Genomic DNA, 19,701 nt, shown 5'->3' on the forward strand with positions numbered 1-19,701 from the left:
CAGTCAGCCCCCGATCAGAAAGAGGTCTTCGACGTTCGCGCGTAGCCGCACTCGGCTCTTGGACTCGTTGGGACGGAGCCCGAACTCGGCGAGCGCGGCATTGATGACCGCGAAGGCGTCTCGTGCTCCTGCCTCATCGGCGGAGAAGACCGCGTAGTTGTCGGCGAACCGCACCACCCGCAATCCGTCCAGCAGCGCATCCGGCCTCGACAGCCGCAGGTTGATCAGCATCGGTGCGAGTCCCGACCCAGCAGCGATTGGATACGGCATCGCGGTCAACGCGGTGCGCATACGGCCGAGGAAGGTGCCGTCATGGACGTGGTGGGCACACCAGTCCACGACCTGGTCGACTGTGACGCCCTCGGACACCGAGGCCACGTCCACGTCAGCCACTGCGCGGAAACCGGCCTCGGCGTGGGCCGCGGCGGCCCGCAGCGCGGTGATGCGGTTGCGGCGAGGTCGGTAACCCGACACCCAGTCGCGCAGCACACGGGCTTCGAGGATCGGTTCGATGGCGTTGCGCAGTGCGCGGTGTACGAGCCGGTCGAGCAGCGTGGGGACGCAGACCACCATCGATTTACCCGTGTAGGTCGGGAACCGCACCTCCCGCAGCGGTCCTGGTCGCCAGGTGCCATCGGCCAGTTGGTCTGCCAGCCGAGGCAGCAGTTCGCCGGAGCGCCGACGCAACTCCGCCAGGGTCATCCGGTCCACGCCGGGCGCCGAGGTGCGCCGACCGCACTGCCTCAAGGCCGTTCGCAGGTGCTTCTCATCCAGCATCGGCATCAGCGAGTGCGCTTGCGGGCCGCGGGGTGGCGGCGCGGCACAGCGGTGCGCTAGCGTCGGCGCTGCTTGGGCGGCAGGCACGCTCCCCCGGTCACTGACGTCAGGCTCGCAACCCAACACGCGCGAGCTGTGACCCGAGGAAAGACGGCCCCGCTCAGGCCCGGCCCCGGAGGCGTCTACGTCCACGGTCGTCACGCCCCTCTACGCGGCCCGGTACACGGTGGGGTCGATGATGTCGTTGCCACGGAAGGCTTCCCGCCGTTCCGTACAGGTTCCGCAAGTGCCGCAGTGGACGTCTTGACCGCGGTAACACGACCACGTTCGCGCGAACGGCACCTCCAGTGCTTCCCCGACTCGTACGACGTCGGTCTTGGACAACGTCAGGAAAGGTGCGAGCACCTGGAAGTCCGGCACGAGTAGGCCCTCGTTGGCGGCCTGCACGCTGCGGGCGAACCGCTCGACGAATTCGGGCCTGCAGTCGGGGTAGATGGCGTGGTCTCCGGCGTGTGCGCCGAACGCCACCGCGTCGGCGCGGACGGAGGTCGCGACCGAGACGGCGATGTCGAGCATGATCGCGTTGCGGTTGGGCACCACCGTGGCCGCCATCGACTCATCGGTGTAGTGCCCGTCCGGTACCGCCACAGAGGTGTCAGTCAGCGCGCATCCGGTCAACAACGTGCCAAGGCTGGTCAAATCGATGATGCGATGTGGACTGTCGAGCAGCCGCGCGATCTCGGCGGCGTGATCGAGTTCGATGCGATGCCGCTGTCCGTAGTCGAACGACAGCAGCGTCAGGCGGGAGTGTCGGGCCGCCAGCCAGTAGGCCAGGACCGTCGAATCCAGTCCGCCGGAGGCGATCACGACGACGTGTTCGGGGTGCCTGTGCTCGGCCTGGGTAGTCGACATGCTCACCATGCCCGCGACAAGGTGCGCCGGACAGCACCGACGACGACTCCCCAGGTCGGCAACTCCAGGCCGGCCTCGGGCCACGCCAGCCAGCGCAGCCCACCTTCAGTGCAACCGAAGGCGGGCAACGGGATCGTCGTATCGGACTCATACCAACCGACCTGTATGGACATCAGGTCGGCGATGGTGGACTCCCGCATGCGCGTACGTGGCTGGGTCAGGAAGATCCAGTCGTCGGGCTTTGTGCCTGGAATGCCGGGCACGACGATGACCGGGGCCGTGAGAATCGCCTGGACGAGTTGATGGTTTACCTGGCCACCGAGCCCGGCCCGCATGACCAGCGCGTCCACGGTGTCACCCAGACGCAGCCGGACTTCGCCGGTCGACGGCTCGATGGTGGTCGGCCAGCTGAGAAACTTGGTGTACTTCGACTGCGAACTTTCGTGAGCCGCTTCACGCTGCTGAACGTCAGCTGCTGTGGCGGTGGACATGGTGTGCTCCTTAATGCAAGGGATGGTGCGGCGGAGCCAGAGCGCCTCAACGGGAAAACTCCAGCTCCGCCGTGATCGAGGAGGCGGTGGTGACACCGCGCGAGATCGCGCTGGACGACAGGCGGCGCGAGGCAGTTCAGGTCAGGCAACGTCAGGCAATGCTCGGAACTGCCTGGGAAGTGCCGAGTGAACGCGACGCCTTGATGTCGGCCACCTCATACGGCTTCGCTTTCTCGAATGAAACCCAGGCCGTGTGTGCCAACGGTCTTCAGCGCGTGCACGAGTACCGGCGACGGATGTTGGTGCGGTTCGCGCCAGTGCCTTCCAACGGGCGGCAACTTGGCAAGTCGGTGCCTGCCAGTAGAAGTCACATCGGAACGGCGGCGCTGCCGGAAGGCGCGGCACAGCAGGCAACTGACCAACACCACGGCGGCGACCGCGGTGATCACCGGGGCCAGCGGGATCATGCAATCTCACCTCGCAGGGCGGGGATCGCAGCGGAACCAGGTATCGGGGTCGTGATTCCGCCGCGACATGGCGGTGAAGCAGGGCGCCCCACGACGGCTGGGGGATGACCGCCGCTGTACTGCTTCACCGTGCTCGCCGTGCCGGTTCCCTCGGAGGCGCCAAGTCCACCGGGGGCCGGGGTGGCGGCCACCTCCTTGGCCTTGGTGAAGGCGGAGCGGAACTGCTCGGCCTCGGCAGCGTCGAGCGAGGCGGCCTCACCCGCAGGCGCCACCACTACGACCTCCGAGCCGCGCACGAGCACCGTCAGGCTCCGAGGGCGGCCGGCGACATCGCGGCACGTCACCGCCCAAGGTCCGCGGTCGTTCATCGTGCGTCACCGCCTCGTGCGGTGGCCCAACTCCGTACCCACACCGGCTGCACGAGGAAACGCGGCACAGCGAGCTTTGTTTGTGGGCATCGCGGAACCGAAAGCTCCGCGAATCGCTGGGAGAGTTTCATCATCTACTCCGATACTCAGCGAGTCCCGATTTACTTATGTCCCGAACTTCTGCTACTCCCATAGCGTCGAGCGTTTAGTCGTTCGCTCGGCGAAGCCGGGCGAACGGTGGGCTCTAACAGCAACGGTGCTGGTAGGACCGCTGCGAACCCGCCAATGCAGCTAAACGTCCGCCGCCCGACACGAACCAGAGCGCGAGCGCGGCGGCGATGGGGCGTGCACGGGGCGGCAGGTGTCGTGACCTGCGGAAATCTCGATCGGGCGTGGTTGTGCCGAACGGGTGAAACCGCGCAATACTCTGGGTACTGGCCGCAGAAATGCGAGACACCACAGGGCGGCCTGTGATAGTTGGCGCCCCTTTTGGGTGGTCGACCAGTGGTCATCGCGCGGTGCTCCGCGGGCAATGAAGATCGACTAGGGTGCAATGGCCTCGCTAGGTAAGCCCGGGCTTGACCTGGGCAAACGGCAGCGGGACGATCCTGGGGCTATCGGTGCGGACGGAGACGGTATGGCTGTGCGGCGACAAAGCCTCGCGGAACGTCGCGAAGCCCTGGGATACACACAGGAGACGCTCGCACAAGAGATGGGGGTCGACCGATCTACGGTTGCCCGCTGGGAGCGCGGCGTCCAATCACCTCAGCCGTGGATGCGGCCTACCCTGGCGAAGGCTCTTCAGCTGACACCTGCCAGCCTGGCCGCAATGCTGGGTGGAAGCGCCCCGGACCGCGCACTCGCTTCGGCAGTTGCTCCGGGAGACGCGGCGCGGTTGAGCGATCTCGACGGCGCGGAAGTCGTCGACAGCATCTTCACGACAGCTCAAGATCTGCAAATCGCCGACCGCCGAATCGGTGGGGGCGCACTGTATCCGTCAGTTGCGCACTACCTAACGCAGCAGATCGGGCCGCAGTTGATGTCACCCTCCCACGGAGTGTCGGTTCCTCGGTTGTTCGCAGCCGCCGCGTCAGTCACCGAGATTGCCGGATGGATGGCACATGACAGCGGGAACGACGCAAACGCGCGAAGGTACTTCGATCGCGCTTTCCGGTTGGCAATGGCAGGAGACGACCGGGCTCTGGCAGCGAACAGCTGCGCCTCGATGGCGCATCTGGCCATCGAGTTGCGGCAGCCCCACGACGCTGTCCGCATCGCCGTCGAAGGGCTCGGGCAAGCCACAGCTGCCTACGGCACCTCGCGTCTCGTCGCCCGACTGCACACAATGCGCGCCCGTGGTCTCGCCCTCATCGGTGACCGCGCCGGGTGCAGTAAGGCGTTGGAGGACGCCGAGAGCATCCTGGACGAAGCGACGGCGGAGCAACCCGCCCAATGGATCGCCGCGTTCGACGAAGCGTCACTCGCAAGCGAAGCCGCGCTGTGCTTCCTGCAACTGGCGGAACTCGATGAAGCCGAGCGCCGTGCCCGCGAGGTCATCCGACTGCGGTCAGGCGATCGGGTCCGAAGCCGGACCTTTGCCCAGCTCACCCTGGCCAACGTTCTGGTGCATGCGGGCCGGGTTGACGAGGCAGCGGCGATCGGCCACGAAGCTTGCAGCACGACCGTCTCATTGAGCTCAGCCAGGGTTGTCCACCAGCTCCGTGCCCTCGGCGGCGTGCTCAGCCTCGCGCCGCGGTCGAGGCAGGTCTCGTCGTTTCTCGCCGCGTTGGCCGGCCTATCCGCCACCTCGGGTGAACACAACGGCGCGGTCTCGTCGTGGCCGGTATGACCGACGACGAGGCACGCTTCGCCTACCTGGCGGAAGGGAACGCCAAGCAGGCACGCAAGCGTGTGGCCGCCGACCTGCTGATCCGTGACGAAGCCGGACGCATCCTGGTGGTAAATCCGACCTACAAGGAGAATTGGGACCTGCCTGGCGGTATGGCGGAAAGCAATGAACCGCCGAGGGCAGCAGGCGAGCGCGAGCTGACCGAGGAACTCGGGCTCACCGTGGTCGCTGGCCGCGTCCTCGTTCTGGACTGGATCGGACCTCACGGGCCGTGGGACGACCAATTGGTGTTCATCTTCGACGGAGGCACGCTGTCTGCCACGCAGGTGGAGACCATCAGCATCTCCGATCCAGAGATCAGCGACTTCGCGTTCGTCGAACTTGCCGAGGCGAAGGCCATGCTGCGGCCCGACATGGCGCAACGACTGGCCCGTGCTCACGATGCCCTCGCCACAGGCGCCACAGACTATTCCGAGTGACACGCCCGGCTCCAGCGCGGGAGAGGCGTTGCCAAGAGGCGGTCGACAGACCGACCGTGGACGACGTCAATTCGTCGGTTGGATGAGCAAGGCGGCGAAGGCACCGATGATCAGGAACGGACCTAGCGGCACGTCACGGCCAGGCTCCGATCGCCGAGCGATACGCAGCACGAGCAGAGCGACGGCAGCGCTGAACCATCCGAACAGCGTGCCGCCCAGAACCGTCGACCAGCCAGCCCACCCGAGGGCAAGGCCCAGAAGGGCACCGAGCCGGAGGTCTCCTCCGCCGAGTTGGCCAGGCTGAAGGAAATAGAGCGCTCCGTAGAACGCGAGGAGCGCGAGCATGCCGGCCGCGGAGCGGATGAGCGGGTACGCGTCGCGGTTGAGGACGGCGGCCAGGCTGAACAGCGCGGCCAGGATGATTCCGCTGGGCCAGATCAGCTTGGTGGGCAGCGTGCGGGAGTTCCAGTCCACCGCGGCGAGCAGAACACCGGCAGCGGCAAGCCAGGAGTAGGCGAACAGGTCAGGTTCCGCGCCGATGCGCCAGGCGAGGACCGAGAACAGGGCGGCGGTGACCACTTCCAGCAGGGTTGGTGGCGCCAGCCGCTCGCCCTTCGCTGGGAGGATCGAGCTCCGTTGGACGGCCATACGCAGGACGCTGGCAAGTGCGAGCCCGACCAGGCCCCAGCCGGCGATGCTGACCGGCGTCACCGTGGATCTCGTGCCGCTCGCCGGTTCGCACGAGTGACGGAGTTTGCCAACGATCTACCCCCTGTAGCCCCCTGATTACGGCCTTCCGGTGTAGCGAACCTACTACTCAGCGCCATTTGGACACGCTGTCATTAGCCCATTCGGGTGAATTTTGCCCTGTTTTTGCTGTTCCGACACTTGTGTCCCTTCATAGGGACATTGCGGTCTCCTAGGGGGCGCCAGGTAGACGTGAGGAGTACCACACTAGATCGAAAGGAATTTTCGCAGATCCGAGGGGGTGCACGTGGTCGGGGGCAACGTACACGGCCGCAACGGCCGGCGCAGGGTGGGACTGGCAGTAGTTGGACTCGCGGCGCTGACGTTCGCGGCCTGTAGTTCGAACTCGTCTTCGACGCCTGGGGGCACGACTGGGGCGGCAACGCCGCCATCGACGACCAGCGCTCCGCCGTCGTCGGCTTCTCCGGCGGACACGGCACGTCAGCAGGCGACGGCTGCCTACACGGGCATGTGGCGGCAGATGGCCAAGGCCGGTGAAACCGCCGACTGGCAGTCGCCTGAGCTCGCGAAGTACGCGACCGGCGACGCGCTCGGGGTGATCAACCGCAGCCTGTACACGGACCATCTCAACGGTGTCGTGACGAAGGGCGAGCCGAAGACGAACCCCCAGGTGTCCAAGGTGGATCCGCCGGACAACCCGACCACGGTCATGATCTCGGACTGCGGAGATGACAGCGGCTGGCTGAAGTACAAGAACGGCCAGTTGGTCAACGACACACCGGGCGGGCGACGCTCGATCACCGCGGAAGTCAAGAAGCAGCAGGACGGCACGTGGAGGGTCACCCGCTTCGCAGTAGAGGCGGTGGGCTCGTGTTGAAACGTTTAGGAGTCGTTGCCGGCCTGTCTGCGGCCGTGCTCGTGGCGACCGCGGTACCCGCGTTCGCGGACGGCGGCTGGGGATTCACCGACTGCAGCCAGTACCCCAACCCTGGTTGCGAGCTCGGCGCAGGCAAGAACCCTCGGCCTGGAACCGGAAACCAGGGCAACGGAAACGGCAAGCCCAGCAACCCTGGCCAGACCAATCCCGGCACGGGGCAGGCCAACGCCAACGGCGACACGATCATCGGCGGCAACAACAATCTGGCCCAGTGCGGCTATGAACGCAGTGACTATCAGGGCCCGCCACCGGGAGGCGCGCAGCCGGCGGCCTTCCACGTGCCGCCCAAGTCGGGTGCGGTCACCGCGGTGCCCGCGGTGTACCGGCCGCAGAGCGCGCCGGCCACCGCGCAGTTCGCGGTCGCGCAGCCGCGGTTCGCGCAGGCCCAACCGCCGTCCGGCGCTTGGTACGTCTACAAGTGCACCGGGCCCGGCTTCGCGGATGCGCTGTACCGGCCGCCGGTGTGGATCACGGACGGCCAGCCCGGCCCGGTGCCGTTGCCGTCGCCGGCTGAGCTCGCGGCGCAGGCGCGGAACCAGCTGCGGCTTCCTACTCCGAAGATCAAGGCGAACCCGGCTGGCGACCAGTTGGTCAGCCTGCCGACGTGGTTGTGGCTGGACCGCAGCAGTTGGGGTGACGTTTCGGCCACCGCGTCGGTGCCGGGCGTGTCGGTGACTGCGGTCGCGAGGCCGACCTCGGTGACGTGGTCGATGGGTGATGGCGGCTCGGTGACCTGTACCGGCCCTGGCTCGCCGTTCCCTGCCGGTGGTGATCCGAAGAGCGCCTCGCCGGATTGCGGCTACACCTACAAGACGTCTTCAGCCGGGCAGCGCGCGGACGCGTTCCCGGTGACCGCCACGGTGAATTGGACCGTGACGTGGTCGGGCGCGGGCCAGGGCGGCACGTTCCCGAACATGACGACCTCGGCCTCGGTGGCGTTCCGCGTGGCGGAGAGCCAGGGAATCGCGACCGGCTGAGCGAAGCCTCCCGCCTCATGAGGGCGGGCGTGCACAACGAAACACCCTGTTGCGAACAAGGCACGTCGAACACCCGAGTCGACGCGTCGCGATGGCGTCATGCCTGAAGGAGGTCGGTGGTGACCACTACCGCAGGTTCGACCAGCACGGACACGACGGCGCAGAAACCGGCGTCGCCGAACGCGTGGGCCGGTCGTGACGGCAAGACTCCTTCGCGTTTGAGCGGCAGCGGCCGGCGACGCAGCGTGCCCTACCTGTTGCTCGGTGTTCTGCTGGTCCTGGTGTGCGCGGCCGGCGGTGTGTTCGCCGGAATACAGCTGGGTGACCGGGAAAGTGTGCTCGCACTGGCCCGTCCTGTTGCCGTGGGCCAAGTTCTGACGGCGCAGGATCTCAAGCAGGTTAGCATGGCCGCGGACTCCGGCATGGACGTGATGCCCGCATCGGCTGCGTCCACAGTGGTGGGTCAGCCGGTTGCGTTCAGCCTGCCCGCTGGCTCGCTGGTGACCCGTTCGGTGCTCGGCGCACCGCAGATTCCGTTGCAGGGCAAGGCAATCGCTGCGGTGGGGCTGAAGCCGGGACAGTTCCCGCCCGACCTGTCGCCGGGTACCACCGTCGCGGTGCTCACGACTCCAGGGCAGGGCACAACGACCGGAACGTCGACCGGTTCCGGGCAGACGTCGTCGTGGACCGCGGTGGTGACGAGCATTGCCACGCGCGAGACCGAGCAGACCACGGTGGTGTCGCTGCAACTGTCCGAATCGGACGCTCGCGCATTGGCCTCGGCTCCGGCGGGGCAACTCAGTCTGGTCGCGATCGCGGGAGGAGGCCGCTGATGCTCATCGCCGTCTGCTCGCTGAAAGGGTCGCCGGGTGTGACCACCCTGGCGACCGCGCTCGGGGCCCGTTGGCCGGGCCAGGAGAACCCGATCGTGGTCGAGGTCGACCCTGCCGGCGGTGACCTGATGGCCCGCTTCCGGTTGCCCGACACACCGGGTCTGGTCAGCTTGGCCGCGGCGGCACGAGGCCGCAGCGGTGCCGATCCGAATCTGCTCGTCCAGCACACGCAGCGTCTCCCCGGTGGCCTGCGGGTGGTGCTCGGCCCGGTCGGTGCCGAACAAGCTCGCGCCGCCCTGACGGTGCTGGCCTCGGGCCCGTCCTCGCCGCTGCGTCGGGCCACAGACCAGCCGGAGACCACGGTCATCGCCGACTGCGGCCGGGTCGATCCGGACTCACCCGCTTTCCCGATCATCCGCAGCGCGGACGCGATGCTGCTGGTCGCCCGCCCACATGACGACGAGCTCGCGCACGTCGCGCTCAAGCTGCAGGCCGCCCAACAGTGGTCACGACGCCCGTGCTTCGTCCTGGTCGGCGACGGCTACCCGACCGCGGAGGTCTCCCAGGCGCTGCGCATCCCGGTGATGGGTCGCGTGCCGCGCGACGACAAGGGCGCCGCGGTGCTCGGTGGCCAGGGCACCGGCCGACGTGGGCCCGACAAGTCCGCGCTGGGGCGGGCTGCCGCCAGGATCGCGCTCAACCTTTATGCGCACGGGCACCAGCCGACCGGCAACGGCGCCCGTGCCCCGCACCTGCGGCTGGCAGTTCCGGGTGAGCCGGTCTCGGGTGCGGCGCTGCAACCGCTCGGGCCGCAAACCCGTAACGGGGCGACGCCATGACGCGGCCTGACGTCGGTGATCCGCGCCTGGCGGCGTCGACCAACGGCGCCGGCCCGAACCTGGCTGCCCAGCACACGCCTGGACCGGCGGATCTGCCACACCGGCCCGCCGGGGAAGCCGCCGCGGTGGAACGGCTGCGGCAGCACCTGCGCGAGGAGTTGTCCACCCAACTCAGCAGGCGCATCCGGGCTGATGAGACTGCCGGCCGCCCGCCGATGGACGCCCCAGCACGCCGCCGGCTGGCCGAGGCGATCCTGACCGACGCGGCCGAGGCGCACGCCCAAGCCGAGCTGCGCAACTCCGCCACCGGCGGGATGCTCGTGGCGCCCGAGGTCGAGCAGCGCCTGATCCGCCAGGTCCTCGACGAGGTCTTCGGCCTGGCCGGTCTGGAACCGCTGCTGGCCGACACCGACATCGAGAACATCAACATCAACGGCGACCGTGTCTTCGTCAAGTACGCCGACGGCCGCCGCAAGCGGTTGCCCCCGGTGGTCGGCTCGGACACCGAGCTGATCGACCTCATCCGCGACCTGGCGACCCGCTCCGGGGTGGAGGAGCGCCGCTTCGACCGCGGCAGCCCGATCGTGAACTTCCAGCTGCCCGGTGGCGAGCGTGTCTCGGCGGTCATGGCGGTCACCGCGCGCCCGTCGGTGTCGATCCGCCGGCACCGGTTCGCCAAGGTCACGCTGGCCGAGCTGCGCGAGAACGGCACCATCGACGTCGCGCTGGAGAGCTTCCTGAAGGCCCTGGTGCGGGCCAAGCGCAACGTCCTGGTCACCGGCGGCACGGCGATCGGCAAGACCACCCTGCTGCGCGGCCTGGCCTCGGCCATCCCGTCGTGGGAGCGGCTGATCACCATCGAGGACGTCTTCGAGCTCGGCCTCGGCGAGGACGCCGAGGCGCACCCGGATGTGGTGGCGCTGCAGGCCCGCGAACCGAACATCGAAGGGCAGGGCGAGATCTCGCTGTCGGACCTGGTGTGGCAGTCCCTTCGGATGAGCCCGGACCGGGTCATCGTCGGCGAGGTTCGCGGCCCGGAGGTCATCCCGCTGACCAACGCGATGTCCATGGGCAACGACGGCAGCATGGGCACCCTGCACTCCTCCAGCAGTCAGGGTGCGTTCACCAAGCTGGCTGCCTACGCCGTGCAAGGCCCCGAGCGGTTGCCGATGGAAGCGACCAACCTGCTCGTCGCCGCGGCGCTGCACTTCGTGGTGCACCTGGAAAAGCCCCGCGACGACCCGAGCAAGCGCGTGGTGTCCTCGATCCGGGAAGTCGTCGGCGCCGACGGCGCACAGATCATCAGCAACGAGGTCTGGCGCCCCGGCCCGGACCTGCGCGCCGTACCGGGCGCGCCGCTGCGCACCGACACCGTCGGCCTGCTCGTCGAGGCCGGCTACGACCCGGACCTGTTCGAGCGGCGCGAAGGGTGGTGGACGCCATGACCACGACCGCCGCCCTGTTCGGCCTACTCGGTGCCGGTGTGGCCGTCGGTGTCCTGCTCATCGCCGCCGGACTGCGCGGCCGACCCGCCCGTCCGGCGACGCCGTCGCGGCTGAGCGCCTGGCTGGCCGCCCGGCATGACCGCAAGCGGGTTGGCTGGCTCGTCGTGGCCGTGCTCGCCGGCTTGGCCGTCGGCGCGGTCACCGGCTGGGTGGTCGCCGCCATCCTGACCGCGCTCGCCGTCGTCGGCCTGCCGCGAATCCTCGGCTCGAACGTCGACCACAAGCGCCACCTCGAACGCATCGAGGCGATCGCCGGGTGGACCGAGATGCTGCGCGACACCCTGGTGGCCGCGGCCGGTCTGGAACAGGCCATCCTCGCCACCGCCCCGGCCTGCCCCGAGGCGATCCGCGAGGAGATCACCGAGCTCGCCGTCCGGCTGGAGCGCGGCGAACGCCTCGCACCGTCGCTGCGCCACCTCGCCGACCAGCTGCGCGACCCCACCGCGGACCTGGTGATCTCCGCGCTCGTGCTGGCCGCGGAGCACCAGGCCCGGCAGCTGGCCGACCTGCTCGGCGAACTCGCCAGCGAGGCACGCGAGCAGGCGTCCATGCGGATGCGCGTCGAGGCCGGCCGCGCCCGTACCCGGACCAGCGTGCGCGTCATCGTGATCACCACGCTGTCCTTCGCGATCGGGCTGGTGCTGCTCAACCGCGGCTACCTCGCCCCCTACGACTCCGCGTTCGGGCAAATCATGTTGCTGTTCGTCGGCGCGCTGTTCGCGGCAGCTTTTGCTTGGCTGGCAAGGATTGCGCGGATGCGTGAGCCGGAGCGCTTCCTCACGGAGCTGGCCACGATCCGGCCCCACGACGCCGACGTGGACGTCGATGACTTGCTCACCGGGAAGGGGGCGTCGTCATGATCAGCGCGTTGTTGTGGGGCGCCGGGCTCGGCGTCGGCTTGTGGGCGCTCGTGATCTACGTGTTCCCGCCGAGGCCGCCGCTGCGCGCTCTGGTCGACCGGTTGCACGCGACGCCCGCGCCGCCACCGATCCTCACCGCGGACTCCGACGGCTGGGCGTTGCGCGTGGGCCGGCCGTTCATCAAGCCGTTGGCCGCACTCGGGTTGCCCAACCGCAAGCTGCGCAACGACCTCGCGGTCACCGGCAAGAGCATCGAGCACCACCTGGCCGAGAAGGCCACGCTGGCGCTGACCGGGCTGTTGCTGCCGATCCTGATGCAACTGCTGCTCGTCGTAGCCGACGTTGGTCTCGGCTGGGAAGTCCCCGCGGTCGCGAGCCTGCTCTTCGCGCTCGGTGGATTCCTGTTGCCGGATATCAGCGTGCGGCAGGAAGCCGAGCGGCGGCGCTCGACCTTCCGGCACGCGCTGTCGGCCTACCTGAACCTGATCCGGGTCCTGCTGGCCGGCGGCGCCGGAGTCGACGGCGCGCTGTCGGACGCGGTCGGCATCGGCAAGGGCTGGGCCTTCCAACAGCTGCGCCGCGCGCTGGTCACCGCCAAGCTGACCCGCACCACACCGTGGTCGACCCTCGGTCAGCTCGGCACCGAGCTCGACGTGCACCAACTGTCCGAGCTGGCCGCCTCGGTCAGCCTCGCCGGCACCGAAGGCGCCCGCGTGCGCGCCAGCCTCGCCGCCAAGGCGGCGGCGCTACGTACCCGCGAACTCACCGACGCCGAAGGCGAAGCCCAAGCAGCCACCGAACGCATGAGCCTGCCCGTGGTGATGCTGTTCGGTGGATTCCTTGTCTTTATTGGGTTTCCCGCACTCGCACAGGTGCTGGGAGGTCTCTGAGTTTCACCAGAACAGTCCATACCGGACCCCGAACCACGGGGGAGAAGCTGATGTTCACCGAAGTCCAGATCCTCATCGCCCGAGTCCGTGCCGTGCTGGAGCGGCTTCGTGACGACGAGCGTGGCTACTCGACCGAGGCGGTCGTGGTCACGGCCCTGTTGGCGGCGCTGGCCATCGCGGTCATCGCGATCATCGTCATTAAGGTCACCCAGAAAGCCAACGGCATCAACCTGTAGGCCGGTGACCACAATGCCTCGACGCCCCAGCCGACCCCGCACGCCGAACACACGCGAGCGTCCACACCGGACACGTGTGCGGGCGGCGCTGCGCCGGCTGCGGACGGATCAGCGTGGCGCCGGCACGGTCGAACTCGTCATCGCCACGCCCCTGCTGTTGCTGCTGATCCTGTTGATCGCGCAGTTCGCGCTCTACATGCACGCCACCCACATAGCCCAAGCCGCCGCCTCCGAAGCCCTGTCCGCAGCACGCGTGTACGGCGGCAGCACTGCCGCGGGCAATGCCGAAGGACAACGAGTCCTCACCCAACTCGGAAGTGGCCCGCTGCAAGGAACATCGGTCAACGTCCAGCGAGGACCGAACCAAGCATCCGTGACGGTCACCGGAACCGTGATCAACGTGATTCCGTTCGCGACCTTCACGGTGCACGCCGAAGCCGTTGGGCCCGTTGAGAAATTCACCCCGCCGACCGGTGCAGGGGCGGTGGCACCATGACTGCGGCCCGCCGTCTTCCCGCGTTCGCGCGCTCGATGCGCGCGAGTATTCGCGCGCTGCGCCGGGACGAACGAGGCTCCGCTGCGGCCGAGCTCACTCTACTGACCCCGCTGCTGATCCTGCTGCTGTTGTTCGTGGTGTTCTGCGGTCGGCTGGCCGACACCAAGCTGCGGATCAACGACGTCGCGCACCAAGCGGCCCGCGCCGCCACCCTGGCCCGCACCCCATCGCAGGCCACCGCCAACGCCCAAGCCACCGCCAGCGCAGCCCTGGCGTCCGCGGGGATCACCTGCCAGTCGTTGTCGGTGTCTACCGACACTCAGGGACTCAAGCCGGGCTCCACGGTGACCGTCACCGTGTCCTGCAGCGTCGGCCTCGGGGACCTGACCTCGCTCGGCGTGCCCGGCAGCCGGACGTTCCAATCCAGCTTCTCCTCCCCGGTCGATGTCTGGCGCGGCACCGCCCCCAACGCCCAAGCGGGAGGTGCGCCATGAGGGTGGCCGCATCGCTGCGCCGCCGAACCGGCCGGCTGCGCGAAGACCAGGACGGCCGGGTGACCGCCTTCGTCGTCATCATCGCCCTCGCCGCGCTGCTGTTCGCCGGGCTCGTGCTCGACGGCGGGCTCGCCCTGGCCGCCAAGGTCCGTGCGATGGGCGAGGCGCAGGAAGCCGCGCGGGCCGGCGCCCAGGAAATCGACCTGACCGCCTACCGCACCGACGGCACCCTGCGCCTGGTCCCACACCAAGCCAGCGCCGCGGCCCGCAGCTACCTCGCCGCCGCCGGCCACACCGGCACCGTCTCGGTCGCCGGCACCACCGTGAACGTGACCGTCAGCATCGACCAGCCGACCCAGCTGCTCGGGCTGGTCAGCATCGGCTCAATCACCGTCACGGGAACCGGGCAGGCCCAACCGCAACGCGGAATCTCCGGAGTACTCCCATGACGACCTTCACATGCTCGTACCCAGTTCAGTGCCACACCGGGGAAGGAGACCAGGATGGCGACGACTGAAGAGATCGAACGCCGCGTCGAGCAAGCCGACGCGGCCCGCAGCGCGAAGCGGGCAGCTGCTGCCAAGCGCGTCGGTGAACTCGCACTGCTGCGGGCAGAGGTGGCCGAGAAACTCGGCGACGTCGAGCGAGAACTCGGCGACGTCCTCGCTGAGTCCAGCGACGTCATCAGCGTTGACGAGCTGGCCAAGTTCACCGACGTACCGGCCACCGACCTCACCCAGTGGCTCAACGGCCGCAAGACGACTCGCCCCAAGCGCAAGCGGTCTACCGCCGGCACCGCCACCGCGAAACGGGACGCGAGCCAAGCATCGTCCACATCGAACCCGGCGCCGACCACCCAGCAGTCCGCGTCACCCGAGCTCGCCGGACCTCGCAACGGCGCGGCGGACACCTCCACCCGGATTCCCACGCCGGTGACATGACGCCGCTTGCTCCGCTGGCGACCGCGGAGCCGTAAACCTGTACGTCCAAGGAATCGAGCACGCCATGACCGCACACTCGCACTCCCCTCACCGAAAGCCGATACGGCCGAGGACAGGCCGCCCCGCGTGGTGGGCACTGGCCGCGGTGCTCCGGTTCGTGCGCGGTCTGCTCGCCCTCGTCGTCCTGCTCGCGCTCGTGGCGGGCCTGCCCTGGGCCCTCGTGCACTTCGTGGGGTGGCCCCTGCCTGACGACGTGCCGACGTGGGACGAGATCCAGGCGACGCTGCTCAACCCGATGAGCGCGCAGTTCCTGCTCAACACCCTGGCGGTGCTGTGCTGGATCGTCTGGTTCTTCTTCGCGCTCGACGTCCTGCGCTGCACCGTCGACGCGGCGCGCGGGATCACCTGGCCGCAGGTCCGCCCGCCTGGCCCGCTGCACGGGCTCGCCGCGGCTCTGATCGGCACCATCGTGCTGACCCTGCTCGGCAACCGGACCCCGTACACGGCTCCCACCCCGGCCACCGCAGTCTTGGCCGCCGATCTCACGCCGGTCGCCGTCGTCGCACCGCTGACCCCAGGCCCGACCGCGCAGGCCGCGGCTCCGCAGGCGGCCGTCGTCCCGGCCGCCACGTTGGTGGTCGATCGGGCAGCGCCGGCCCCGCCGGGCATGGTCCAGGTCACCGAGGAGGTCCGGCTCCCCGAGGACGGGATCTACGACAGCCTGTGGCGGGTCGCCGAACGCATCTACGGTCCCGGCGGCGGAACCCGGTGGCCTGAGTTGTTCCAGCTCAACCGCGGCGTGGAGCAGCCCGACGGCCGCGCGCTGACCCAACCCAACCTCGTGCGCCCCGGCTGGAAGATCACCGCCTACATCCCGGCCCCGCCCGAACAACATCCTCCCGGCGAGCAGCAGCCGCAGGTGCCGCCGCCGCAGCCGCCACCTCCTCCGACGAGCACTGCACCGACCACGCCTCCGTCAACACAGCCCGCGCCGAACACGACCCCGGCGCCGGCCACGGCGGACGAGGCCGGCCAGCACCACGACGACCAGGCCGAACCGGGGCTGGACCTGCTGACCGGCGTGTTCGTCAGCCTTGGCCTGGCCGGAGCGATCACGACGGCCATGGTGTCGGTCCGGATGTGGCGCCGACGCCGCTACCGCATCGGCAGCGGCGACCGCGCCGACCTGCAGCGCCCGATCGCGCCCGTGGTCCGCGCCCTGCGGGCCGCCTACGACCAGGACGACGGCGACCGCAGGCCCGTAGACGACGTGGAGTTCGTCGACCTCGCGCCGGCCCCACCGCGGATCCACATCACCGCCGCCGGGGACCTGGAACCCGACGACAAACCAGTCCCCGTACCGGCGAAGGTCGGCGTGCGGGGCGGTCGCGAACTCGCCCTGAACCTGGCCAGCACCCGCGGCCTCGGTCTCGCCGGACCTGGCGCCACCGCCGCTGCCCGCGCGCTGCTGCTGCACCTGCTCACCGAACAGCAGCCCGGCGACGGCATCCGCGTGCTCGTCCCCGCCGACGACCTGCACCTCGTCTTCGACGGCACCGACGTCGAGAACCTGCCGTCCACCGTCCACGTCGTCGCCACGCTCGACGCTGCCCTCGACGAGATGGAAGCGGCCCTGCTCACCCGGACCCGCCACGCCATCGAGCAGACCGAAACCCGACTCACTCCGGCCTCGCTCGTGCTGCTCGCCAGCCCCACGCCCCACGCGGAACGCCGCCTGCAAGCCGTCCTCGACAACGGCTCGACTCTCGGCCTGGCCGGCGTGCTCCTCGGCCAATGGCGCCCCGGCGCGACCGTGCGCGTCCGCCACGACGGCACCGTCAGCGCGACCAGCCCTGGCCTCGGCGACGCCCTCGCCGACACACGCCTGTTCAGCCTGCCCTCCACCGATGCCACCGAACTGCTTGCCGTGCTCCGCGATGCTGAAGGCCCCGCCGACCTGGCCACACCCGACCACGCAACCAGCGGCTTCACCGGCGACGAACTCGCACCGCCCGCAGACGATCACGACGTTGCACCCACGCCGCCCGTCCCCGAGCAGCGCTCGGTCGACGAGATGACCCAGCTCGAATCCACCCGCCCGCCGGAACAGGAAGACAACCAGCAGACCCCACCGGCCCCGAGCCTGCAACTGCTGGACGTCCACCCCATCCCCGTGGACGTCCCGCCGAAGGCCCCGGCCGCAGCCACCCCGGACGACACCGACGAGCGCCGCACGGCCGCCGAGGACGTCAAGCCGGCCGCCGAGCAGGCACCGGCCGCCGAGGAACCCCGGAAACCGGACAACGGTGACGTGGCAGCACCGCAAACCCCGCTGGTTGTGCGTGTGCTGGGACGCCTGCACCTGGCCCTGCGCGGCGACGAGGGAGAACGCGAGCTCAGTGGCGCGCTGACACCGAAGCAACGGGAACTGCTCGTCTACCTCGCGCTGCACCCCCACGGCGTCCGCCGCGAAGTCCTCAACGAGGCCGTCTGGCCCGACAGCCGGCCACCGCGGCCGTACAACTCGTTCCACAACACCCTGTCCATGTTGCGCCGCGCGCTCACCGACGCCACCGACGGCAGGATCAACAACCTCGTCGTCAACGACGACGGCCGCTACCAGCTCAACGACGAACTCGCCGTCGTCGACTACTGGCAGCTCCAGCACGCCCTGCAGGCGCCCCGCCCACCCGACGCCGCGGCCCAGGCCCAGCTGCACGACGCCGTCGAGCTCTACCAGGGCGACCTCGCCGAGGACCTGCTCGTGCCCTGGATCGAACCGGTCCGCGAGGCCACCCGACGCGACGTCCTGGACGCGCTCGGCGCCCTGATCCGCGCGCACGGCGACAGCGCCCCAGAAACCATGCTCACGCTCCTGGAACGCACCCGGAAGCTCGACCGCTACAACGAGGGCGTCTACCGCGACATCATCCGCACCCAAGCCCGCCTCGACCAGTACGCCGCCATCCCCCGCACCCTCGCGCTGCTGACCACCACGCTCGACGAGATCGGCCAACATCCCAGCCCCGACACGCTCAACCTCGCCGACTTCCTCCAACGCCGCGGCAGCACTCGGCGGCCGGTCTCCACCGACAACGCCGCGGCCAGCTGAACCGCGTCCGCCAGTGCAGCGGTAGCTCAGTCAGGCTGATCCTCGTCGTCCTGCGGCTGATCGCCGTCGTCCGGCGCCTTCTGCAGGCGCTCGATCAGATCGAGGTTCTCTTCCGCCCAGTCGATCAGAGGCCGCGCCCGGACCAGCAAATCCGCGCCCGCGGGCGTCAGCGAGTACACCACCGACCGCGGAAACGTCCGTTCCTCGACCCGGTCCACCAGGCCGGCGGTCTCCATCCTTCGCAAGGTCCGGCCCAATGCCCGGCTCTGAATCTTGCGGACCAACCCGGTCCACGGATCGAACGTGGTCATCTCCTGGATGGCGGCATGAAGCTCGTTGTAATGCAGCGGCCCAGCATTCAACGCCACCAGAATGTGCGTGATCCATTCCCCGTTCAGCACGTGACGGAGATCCCGCGACCGCGCTAGGTACCTAGCGTCCCCCGTTACCATGTACGCCCCCATAATCGTTCGTGACGGCTCGCCTACACTCCGCCCCCGCGGCACAGGCGAGCCCTGAAATTCAAAGTGAGAATCGCCTCCTTTCTGGCCAGAGGGCGTATAATCGTCTCCGTCATCGGCCACCTCGGTTGATCAGTGTCAAGGTTGTCAACGCTACGTCAAACGGGGTACCCGGTGCAGCGTATTTCTACTTAGGACGAACCGGCGTCACCACACCGAGTGACCAACTAGTAGATCAACAGTACGATCAGTGATCACCTCGTAGTGTCCTGGTCACCTACCGGACGACGGTCCGATTCAACTGCCTACTAGAGCGGTAGCCCTCCGAGTCCGCGAACTGCCTGGTCACCGGCCCCGCAGGGGCTACCGATGTAACGCCCGACTCGGTGGCCGGCAGGCACATGAACAGTCGACTTGGGTGGGTGGTCACCTGCCGTTACTCGTGACCCCGTGGTCCCCCTGGTTGCGCTGGTCACCATCCATCCGTACCCCACTTCCCGCTGTCTGATCGTCATGCATTGCCCGCATCTCGCTGCTCTGTTCGTTACGGTGGCAGCCTCCTGCTGTGCAGTCGCCGCTGATCAACTTGACTCGAATTCGACGCTGTATCAATTTGCATCGGATTGCCACTTGCGCTTGACAATCACAATTTCGACGGCGTGTCAATACTCAAACTTTGTTTGAGTTCTCTCGGGGTGAATCGCATGAGCCGAAAGCTGGATTAAACATGCTCGCGATTCACCATTTCTCGGCACTTCGCCATTCATAAACCCAGAAAAGCAAGAGATGAGCTGTCCGCTCCGCTGGGCTCCGCCGTGCCGGCTGCTGTCCGCTCCGCTGGGCTCCGCCGTGCCGGCTGCTGTCCGCTCCGCTGGGCTCCGCCGTGCCGGCTGCTGTGGCTCTTCTATGCCCCGGTTTGGGCAGTGGAGACCGAGAGGCCCGGCTGACGCTGCGCAACTCTGACCAGCCGTTTTGCACCGCAAGGTCACGGAACGGTAACGACGGGGCCTCTTGGGCTTGCAAAGTGTGGACCCAAGGTGTGTACTTCTACATGTCGACTCCACACCAG

Annotated in this window: 21 protein-coding genes; 15 read left to right on the forward strand and 6 right to left on the reverse strand. The window is 68.6% G+C overall.

Features of this window, described 5'->3' with window-relative positions; all coding sequences use genetic code 11:
- Positions 1 to 3: 3 nt before the first annotated feature.
- From BA062_RS26520 to BA062_RS39575, 4 genes are all read right to left on the reverse strand, one after another.
- Positions 4 to 978 (reverse strand): reverse transcriptase domain-containing protein, encoded by a 975-nt coding sequence (locus tag BA062_RS26520; RefSeq protein WP_245960022.1) that lies wholly within the window; start codon positions 976 to 978, stop codon positions 4 to 6.
- A 6-nt stretch (positions 979 to 984) separates the two neighbouring features.
- Positions 985 to 1,689 (reverse strand): 7-cyano-7-deazaguanine synthase QueC, encoded by a 705-nt coding sequence (gene queC, locus BA062_RS26525; RefSeq protein ID WP_110341314.1) that lies wholly within the window; start codon positions 1,687 to 1,689, stop codon positions 985 to 987.
- A 2-nt stretch (positions 1,690 to 1,691) separates the two neighbouring features.
- Positions 1,692 to 2,180 (reverse strand): hypothetical protein, encoded by a 489-nt coding sequence (locus BA062_RS26530; protein WP_110341316.1) that lies wholly within the window; start codon positions 2,178 to 2,180, stop codon positions 1,692 to 1,694.
- A 215-nt stretch (positions 2,181 to 2,395) separates the two neighbouring features.
- Positions 2,396 to 2,647 (reverse strand): hypothetical protein, encoded by a 252-nt coding sequence (locus BA062_RS39575; protein WP_146240081.1) that lies wholly within the window; start codon positions 2,645 to 2,647, stop codon positions 2,396 to 2,398.
- Between the two features lie 1,005 nt (positions 2,648 to 3,652).
- On the opposite strand from BA062_RS39575, the gene BA062_RS26540 reads away from it, so the two are divergent.
- Together BA062_RS26540 and BA062_RS26545 are read left to right on the forward strand one after the other, a co-directional pair.
- Positions 3,653 to 4,864 (forward strand): helix-turn-helix domain-containing protein, encoded by a 1,212-nt coding sequence (locus tag BA062_RS26540; protein ID WP_158559784.1) that lies wholly within the window; start codon positions 3,653 to 3,655, stop codon positions 4,862 to 4,864.
- On the forward strand, positions 4,861 to 5,343 hold the full coding sequence (locus BA062_RS26545) for an NUDIX domain-containing protein (protein WP_110341322.1): 483 nt from the start codon (positions 4,861 to 4,863) through the stop codon (positions 5,341 to 5,343). The genes BA062_RS26540 and BA062_RS26545 overlap by 4 nt, the downstream gene beginning before the upstream one ends.
- Positions 5,344 to 5,409: 66 nt before the next feature.
- Here BA062_RS26545 and BA062_RS26550 read toward each other — a convergent pair whose 3' ends face one another.
- The gene (locus BA062_RS26550) at positions 5,410 to 6,054 is read right to left on the reverse strand and encodes a prepilin peptidase (protein WP_110341324.1); all 645 of its coding nucleotides are present in this window, start codon (positions 6,052 to 6,054) and stop codon (positions 5,410 to 5,412) included.
- 517 nt (positions 6,055 to 6,571) lie between these two features.
- Between BA062_RS26550 and BA062_RS26555 the strand changes: the two genes are divergently transcribed.
- The 13 genes from BA062_RS26555 (at position 6,572) to BA062_RS26615 (ending at position 18,171) form a co-directional block, all read left to right on the forward strand.
- Positions 6,572 to 6,928: a hypothetical protein gene (locus tag BA062_RS26555; RefSeq protein WP_233520032.1), complete on the forward strand. Its 357-nt coding sequence runs from the start codon at positions 6,572 to 6,574 to the stop codon at positions 6,926 to 6,928.
- A 35-nt stretch (positions 6,929 to 6,963) separates the two neighbouring features.
- Entirely contained in the window at positions 6,964 to 7,965 is a 1,002-nt protein-coding gene (locus BA062_RS26560; protein WP_199542615.1) for a hypothetical protein, read from the forward strand.
- Positions 7,966 to 8,084: 119 nt separating this feature from the next.
- Entirely contained in the window at positions 8,085 to 8,798 is a 714-nt protein-coding gene (locus BA062_RS26565) for an SAF domain-containing protein (RefSeq protein ID WP_112277131.1), read from the forward strand.
- Positions 8,798 to 9,637 (forward strand): CpaE/TadZ family protein, encoded by an 840-nt coding sequence (locus tag BA062_RS26570; protein WP_110341329.1) that lies wholly within the window; start codon positions 8,798 to 8,800, stop codon positions 9,635 to 9,637. Before BA062_RS26565 ends, BA062_RS26570 begins: the two co-directional genes overlap by 1 nt.
- The gene (locus BA062_RS26575; protein ID WP_110341331.1) at positions 9,634 to 11,082 is read left to right on the forward strand and encodes a TadA family conjugal transfer-associated ATPase; all 1,449 of its coding nucleotides are present in this window, start codon (positions 9,634 to 9,636) and stop codon (positions 11,080 to 11,082) included. Before BA062_RS26570 ends, BA062_RS26575 begins: the two co-directional genes overlap by 4 nt.
- Positions 11,079 to 12,002, forward strand: coding sequence for a type II secretion system F family protein (locus BA062_RS26580; protein ID WP_110341582.1), 924 nt, complete (start codon positions 11,079 to 11,081; stop codon positions 12,000 to 12,002). The genes BA062_RS26575 and BA062_RS26580 overlap by 4 nt, the downstream gene beginning before the upstream one ends.
- Positions 11,999 to 12,892, forward strand: a complete 894-nt coding sequence (locus tag BA062_RS26585; protein ID WP_110341333.1) for a type II secretion system F family protein — start codon at positions 11,999 to 12,001, stop codon at positions 12,890 to 12,892. The genes BA062_RS26580 and BA062_RS26585 overlap by 4 nt, the downstream gene beginning before the upstream one ends.
- 50 nt (positions 12,893 to 12,942) lie before the next feature.
- Positions 12,943 to 13,128, forward strand: coding sequence for a hypothetical protein (locus BA062_RS26590; RefSeq protein ID WP_110341335.1), 186 nt, complete (start codon positions 12,943 to 12,945; stop codon positions 13,126 to 13,128).
- Between the two features lie 76 nt (positions 13,129 to 13,204).
- Entirely contained in the window at positions 13,205 to 13,624 is a 420-nt protein-coding gene (locus BA062_RS26595) for a TadE/TadG family type IV pilus assembly protein (RefSeq protein WP_233520033.1), read from the forward strand.
- Positions 13,621 to 14,118, forward strand: a complete 498-nt coding sequence (locus BA062_RS26600) for a TadE/TadG family type IV pilus assembly protein (RefSeq protein WP_233520034.1) — start codon at positions 13,621 to 13,623, stop codon at positions 14,116 to 14,118. The genes BA062_RS26595 and BA062_RS26600 overlap by 4 nt, the downstream gene beginning before the upstream one ends.
- A 2-nt stretch (positions 14,119 to 14,120) precedes the next feature.
- The gene (locus BA062_RS26605) at positions 14,121 to 14,567 is read left to right on the forward strand and encodes a pilus assembly protein TadG-related protein (protein WP_233520035.1); all 447 of its coding nucleotides are present in this window, start codon (positions 14,121 to 14,123) and stop codon (positions 14,565 to 14,567) included.
- Between the two features lie 54 nt (positions 14,568 to 14,621).
- Entirely contained in the window at positions 14,622 to 15,059 is a 438-nt protein-coding gene (locus BA062_RS26610; protein ID WP_110341339.1) for a hypothetical protein, read from the forward strand.
- Between the two features lie 64 nt (positions 15,060 to 15,123).
- On the forward strand, positions 15,124 to 18,171 hold the full coding sequence (locus BA062_RS26615; RefSeq protein ID WP_146240082.1) for an AfsR/SARP family transcriptional regulator: 3,048 nt from the start codon (positions 15,124 to 15,126) through the stop codon (positions 18,169 to 18,171).
- Positions 18,172 to 18,197: 26 nt separating this feature from the next.
- Here the strand turns inward: BA062_RS26615 and BA062_RS26620 are convergent, their stop codons facing one another.
- Positions 18,198 to 18,572 carry a winged helix-turn-helix transcriptional regulator gene (locus tag BA062_RS26620; RefSeq protein ID WP_158559785.1) on the reverse strand — a complete coding sequence of 125 codons (375 nt, stop codon included), beginning with the start codon at positions 18,570 to 18,572 and terminating at the stop codon, positions 18,198 to 18,200.
- Positions 18,573 to 19,701 lie beyond the last annotated feature (1,129 nt).

Origin of the sequence: Prauserella flavalba, assembly GCF_003202235.1 — a bacterium.
GTDB lineage: Bacteria > Actinomycetota > Actinomycetes > Mycobacteriales > Pseudonocardiaceae > Prauserella_A > Prauserella_A flavalba.

What these genes read in the sequence shown, in the direction of transcription:
- BA062_RS26615 (WP_146240082.1), top strand. Translation starts at nt 15,124, where the DNA reads ATGACCGCACACTCGCACTCCCCTCACCGAAAGCCGATACGGCCGAGG.
- BA062_RS26540 (WP_158559784.1), top strand. Translation starts at nt 3,653, where the DNA reads ATGGCTGTGCGGCGACAAAGCCTCGCGGAACGTCGCGAAGCCCTGGGA.
- BA062_RS26530 (WP_110341316.1), bottom strand. Translation starts at nt 2,180, where the DNA reads ATGTCCACCGCCACAGCAGCTGACGTTCAGCAGCGTGAAGCGGCTCAC.
- queC (WP_110341314.1), bottom strand. Translation starts at nt 1,689, where the DNA reads ATGTCGACTACCCAGGCCGAGCACAGGCACCCCGAACACGTCGTCGTG.
- BA062_RS26545 (WP_110341322.1), top strand. Translation starts at nt 4,861, where the DNA reads ATGACCGACGACGAGGCACGCTTCGCCTACCTGGCGGAAGGGAACGCC.
- BA062_RS26600 (WP_233520034.1), top strand. Translation starts at nt 13,621, where the DNA reads ATGACTGCGGCCCGCCGTCTTCCCGCGTTCGCGCGCTCGATGCGCGCG.
- BA062_RS26585 (WP_110341333.1), top strand. Translation starts at nt 11,999, where the DNA reads ATGATCAGCGCGTTGTTGTGGGGCGCCGGGCTCGGCGTCGGCTTGTGG.
- BA062_RS26590 (WP_110341335.1), top strand. Translation starts at nt 12,943, where the DNA reads ATGTTCACCGAAGTCCAGATCCTCATCGCCCGAGTCCGTGCCGTGCTG.
- BA062_RS26580 (WP_110341582.1), top strand. Translation starts at nt 11,079, where the DNA reads ATGACCACGACCGCCGCCCTGTTCGGCCTACTCGGTGCCGGTGTGGCC.
- BA062_RS26610 (WP_110341339.1), top strand. Translation starts at nt 14,622, where the DNA reads ATGGCGACGACTGAAGAGATCGAACGCCGCGTCGAGCAAGCCGACGCG.
- BA062_RS26555 (WP_233520032.1), top strand. Translation starts at nt 6,572, where the DNA reads ATGGCCAAGGCCGGTGAAACCGCCGACTGGCAGTCGCCTGAGCTCGCG.
- BA062_RS39575 (WP_146240081.1), bottom strand. Translation starts at nt 2,647, where the DNA reads ATGATCCCGCTGGCCCCGGTGATCACCGCGGTCGCCGCCGTGGTGTTG.
- BA062_RS26570 (WP_110341329.1), top strand. Translation starts at nt 8,798, where the DNA reads ATGCTCATCGCCGTCTGCTCGCTGAAAGGGTCGCCGGGTGTGACCACC.
- BA062_RS26575 (WP_110341331.1), top strand. Translation starts at nt 9,634, where the DNA reads ATGACGCGGCCTGACGTCGGTGATCCGCGCCTGGCGGCGTCGACCAAC.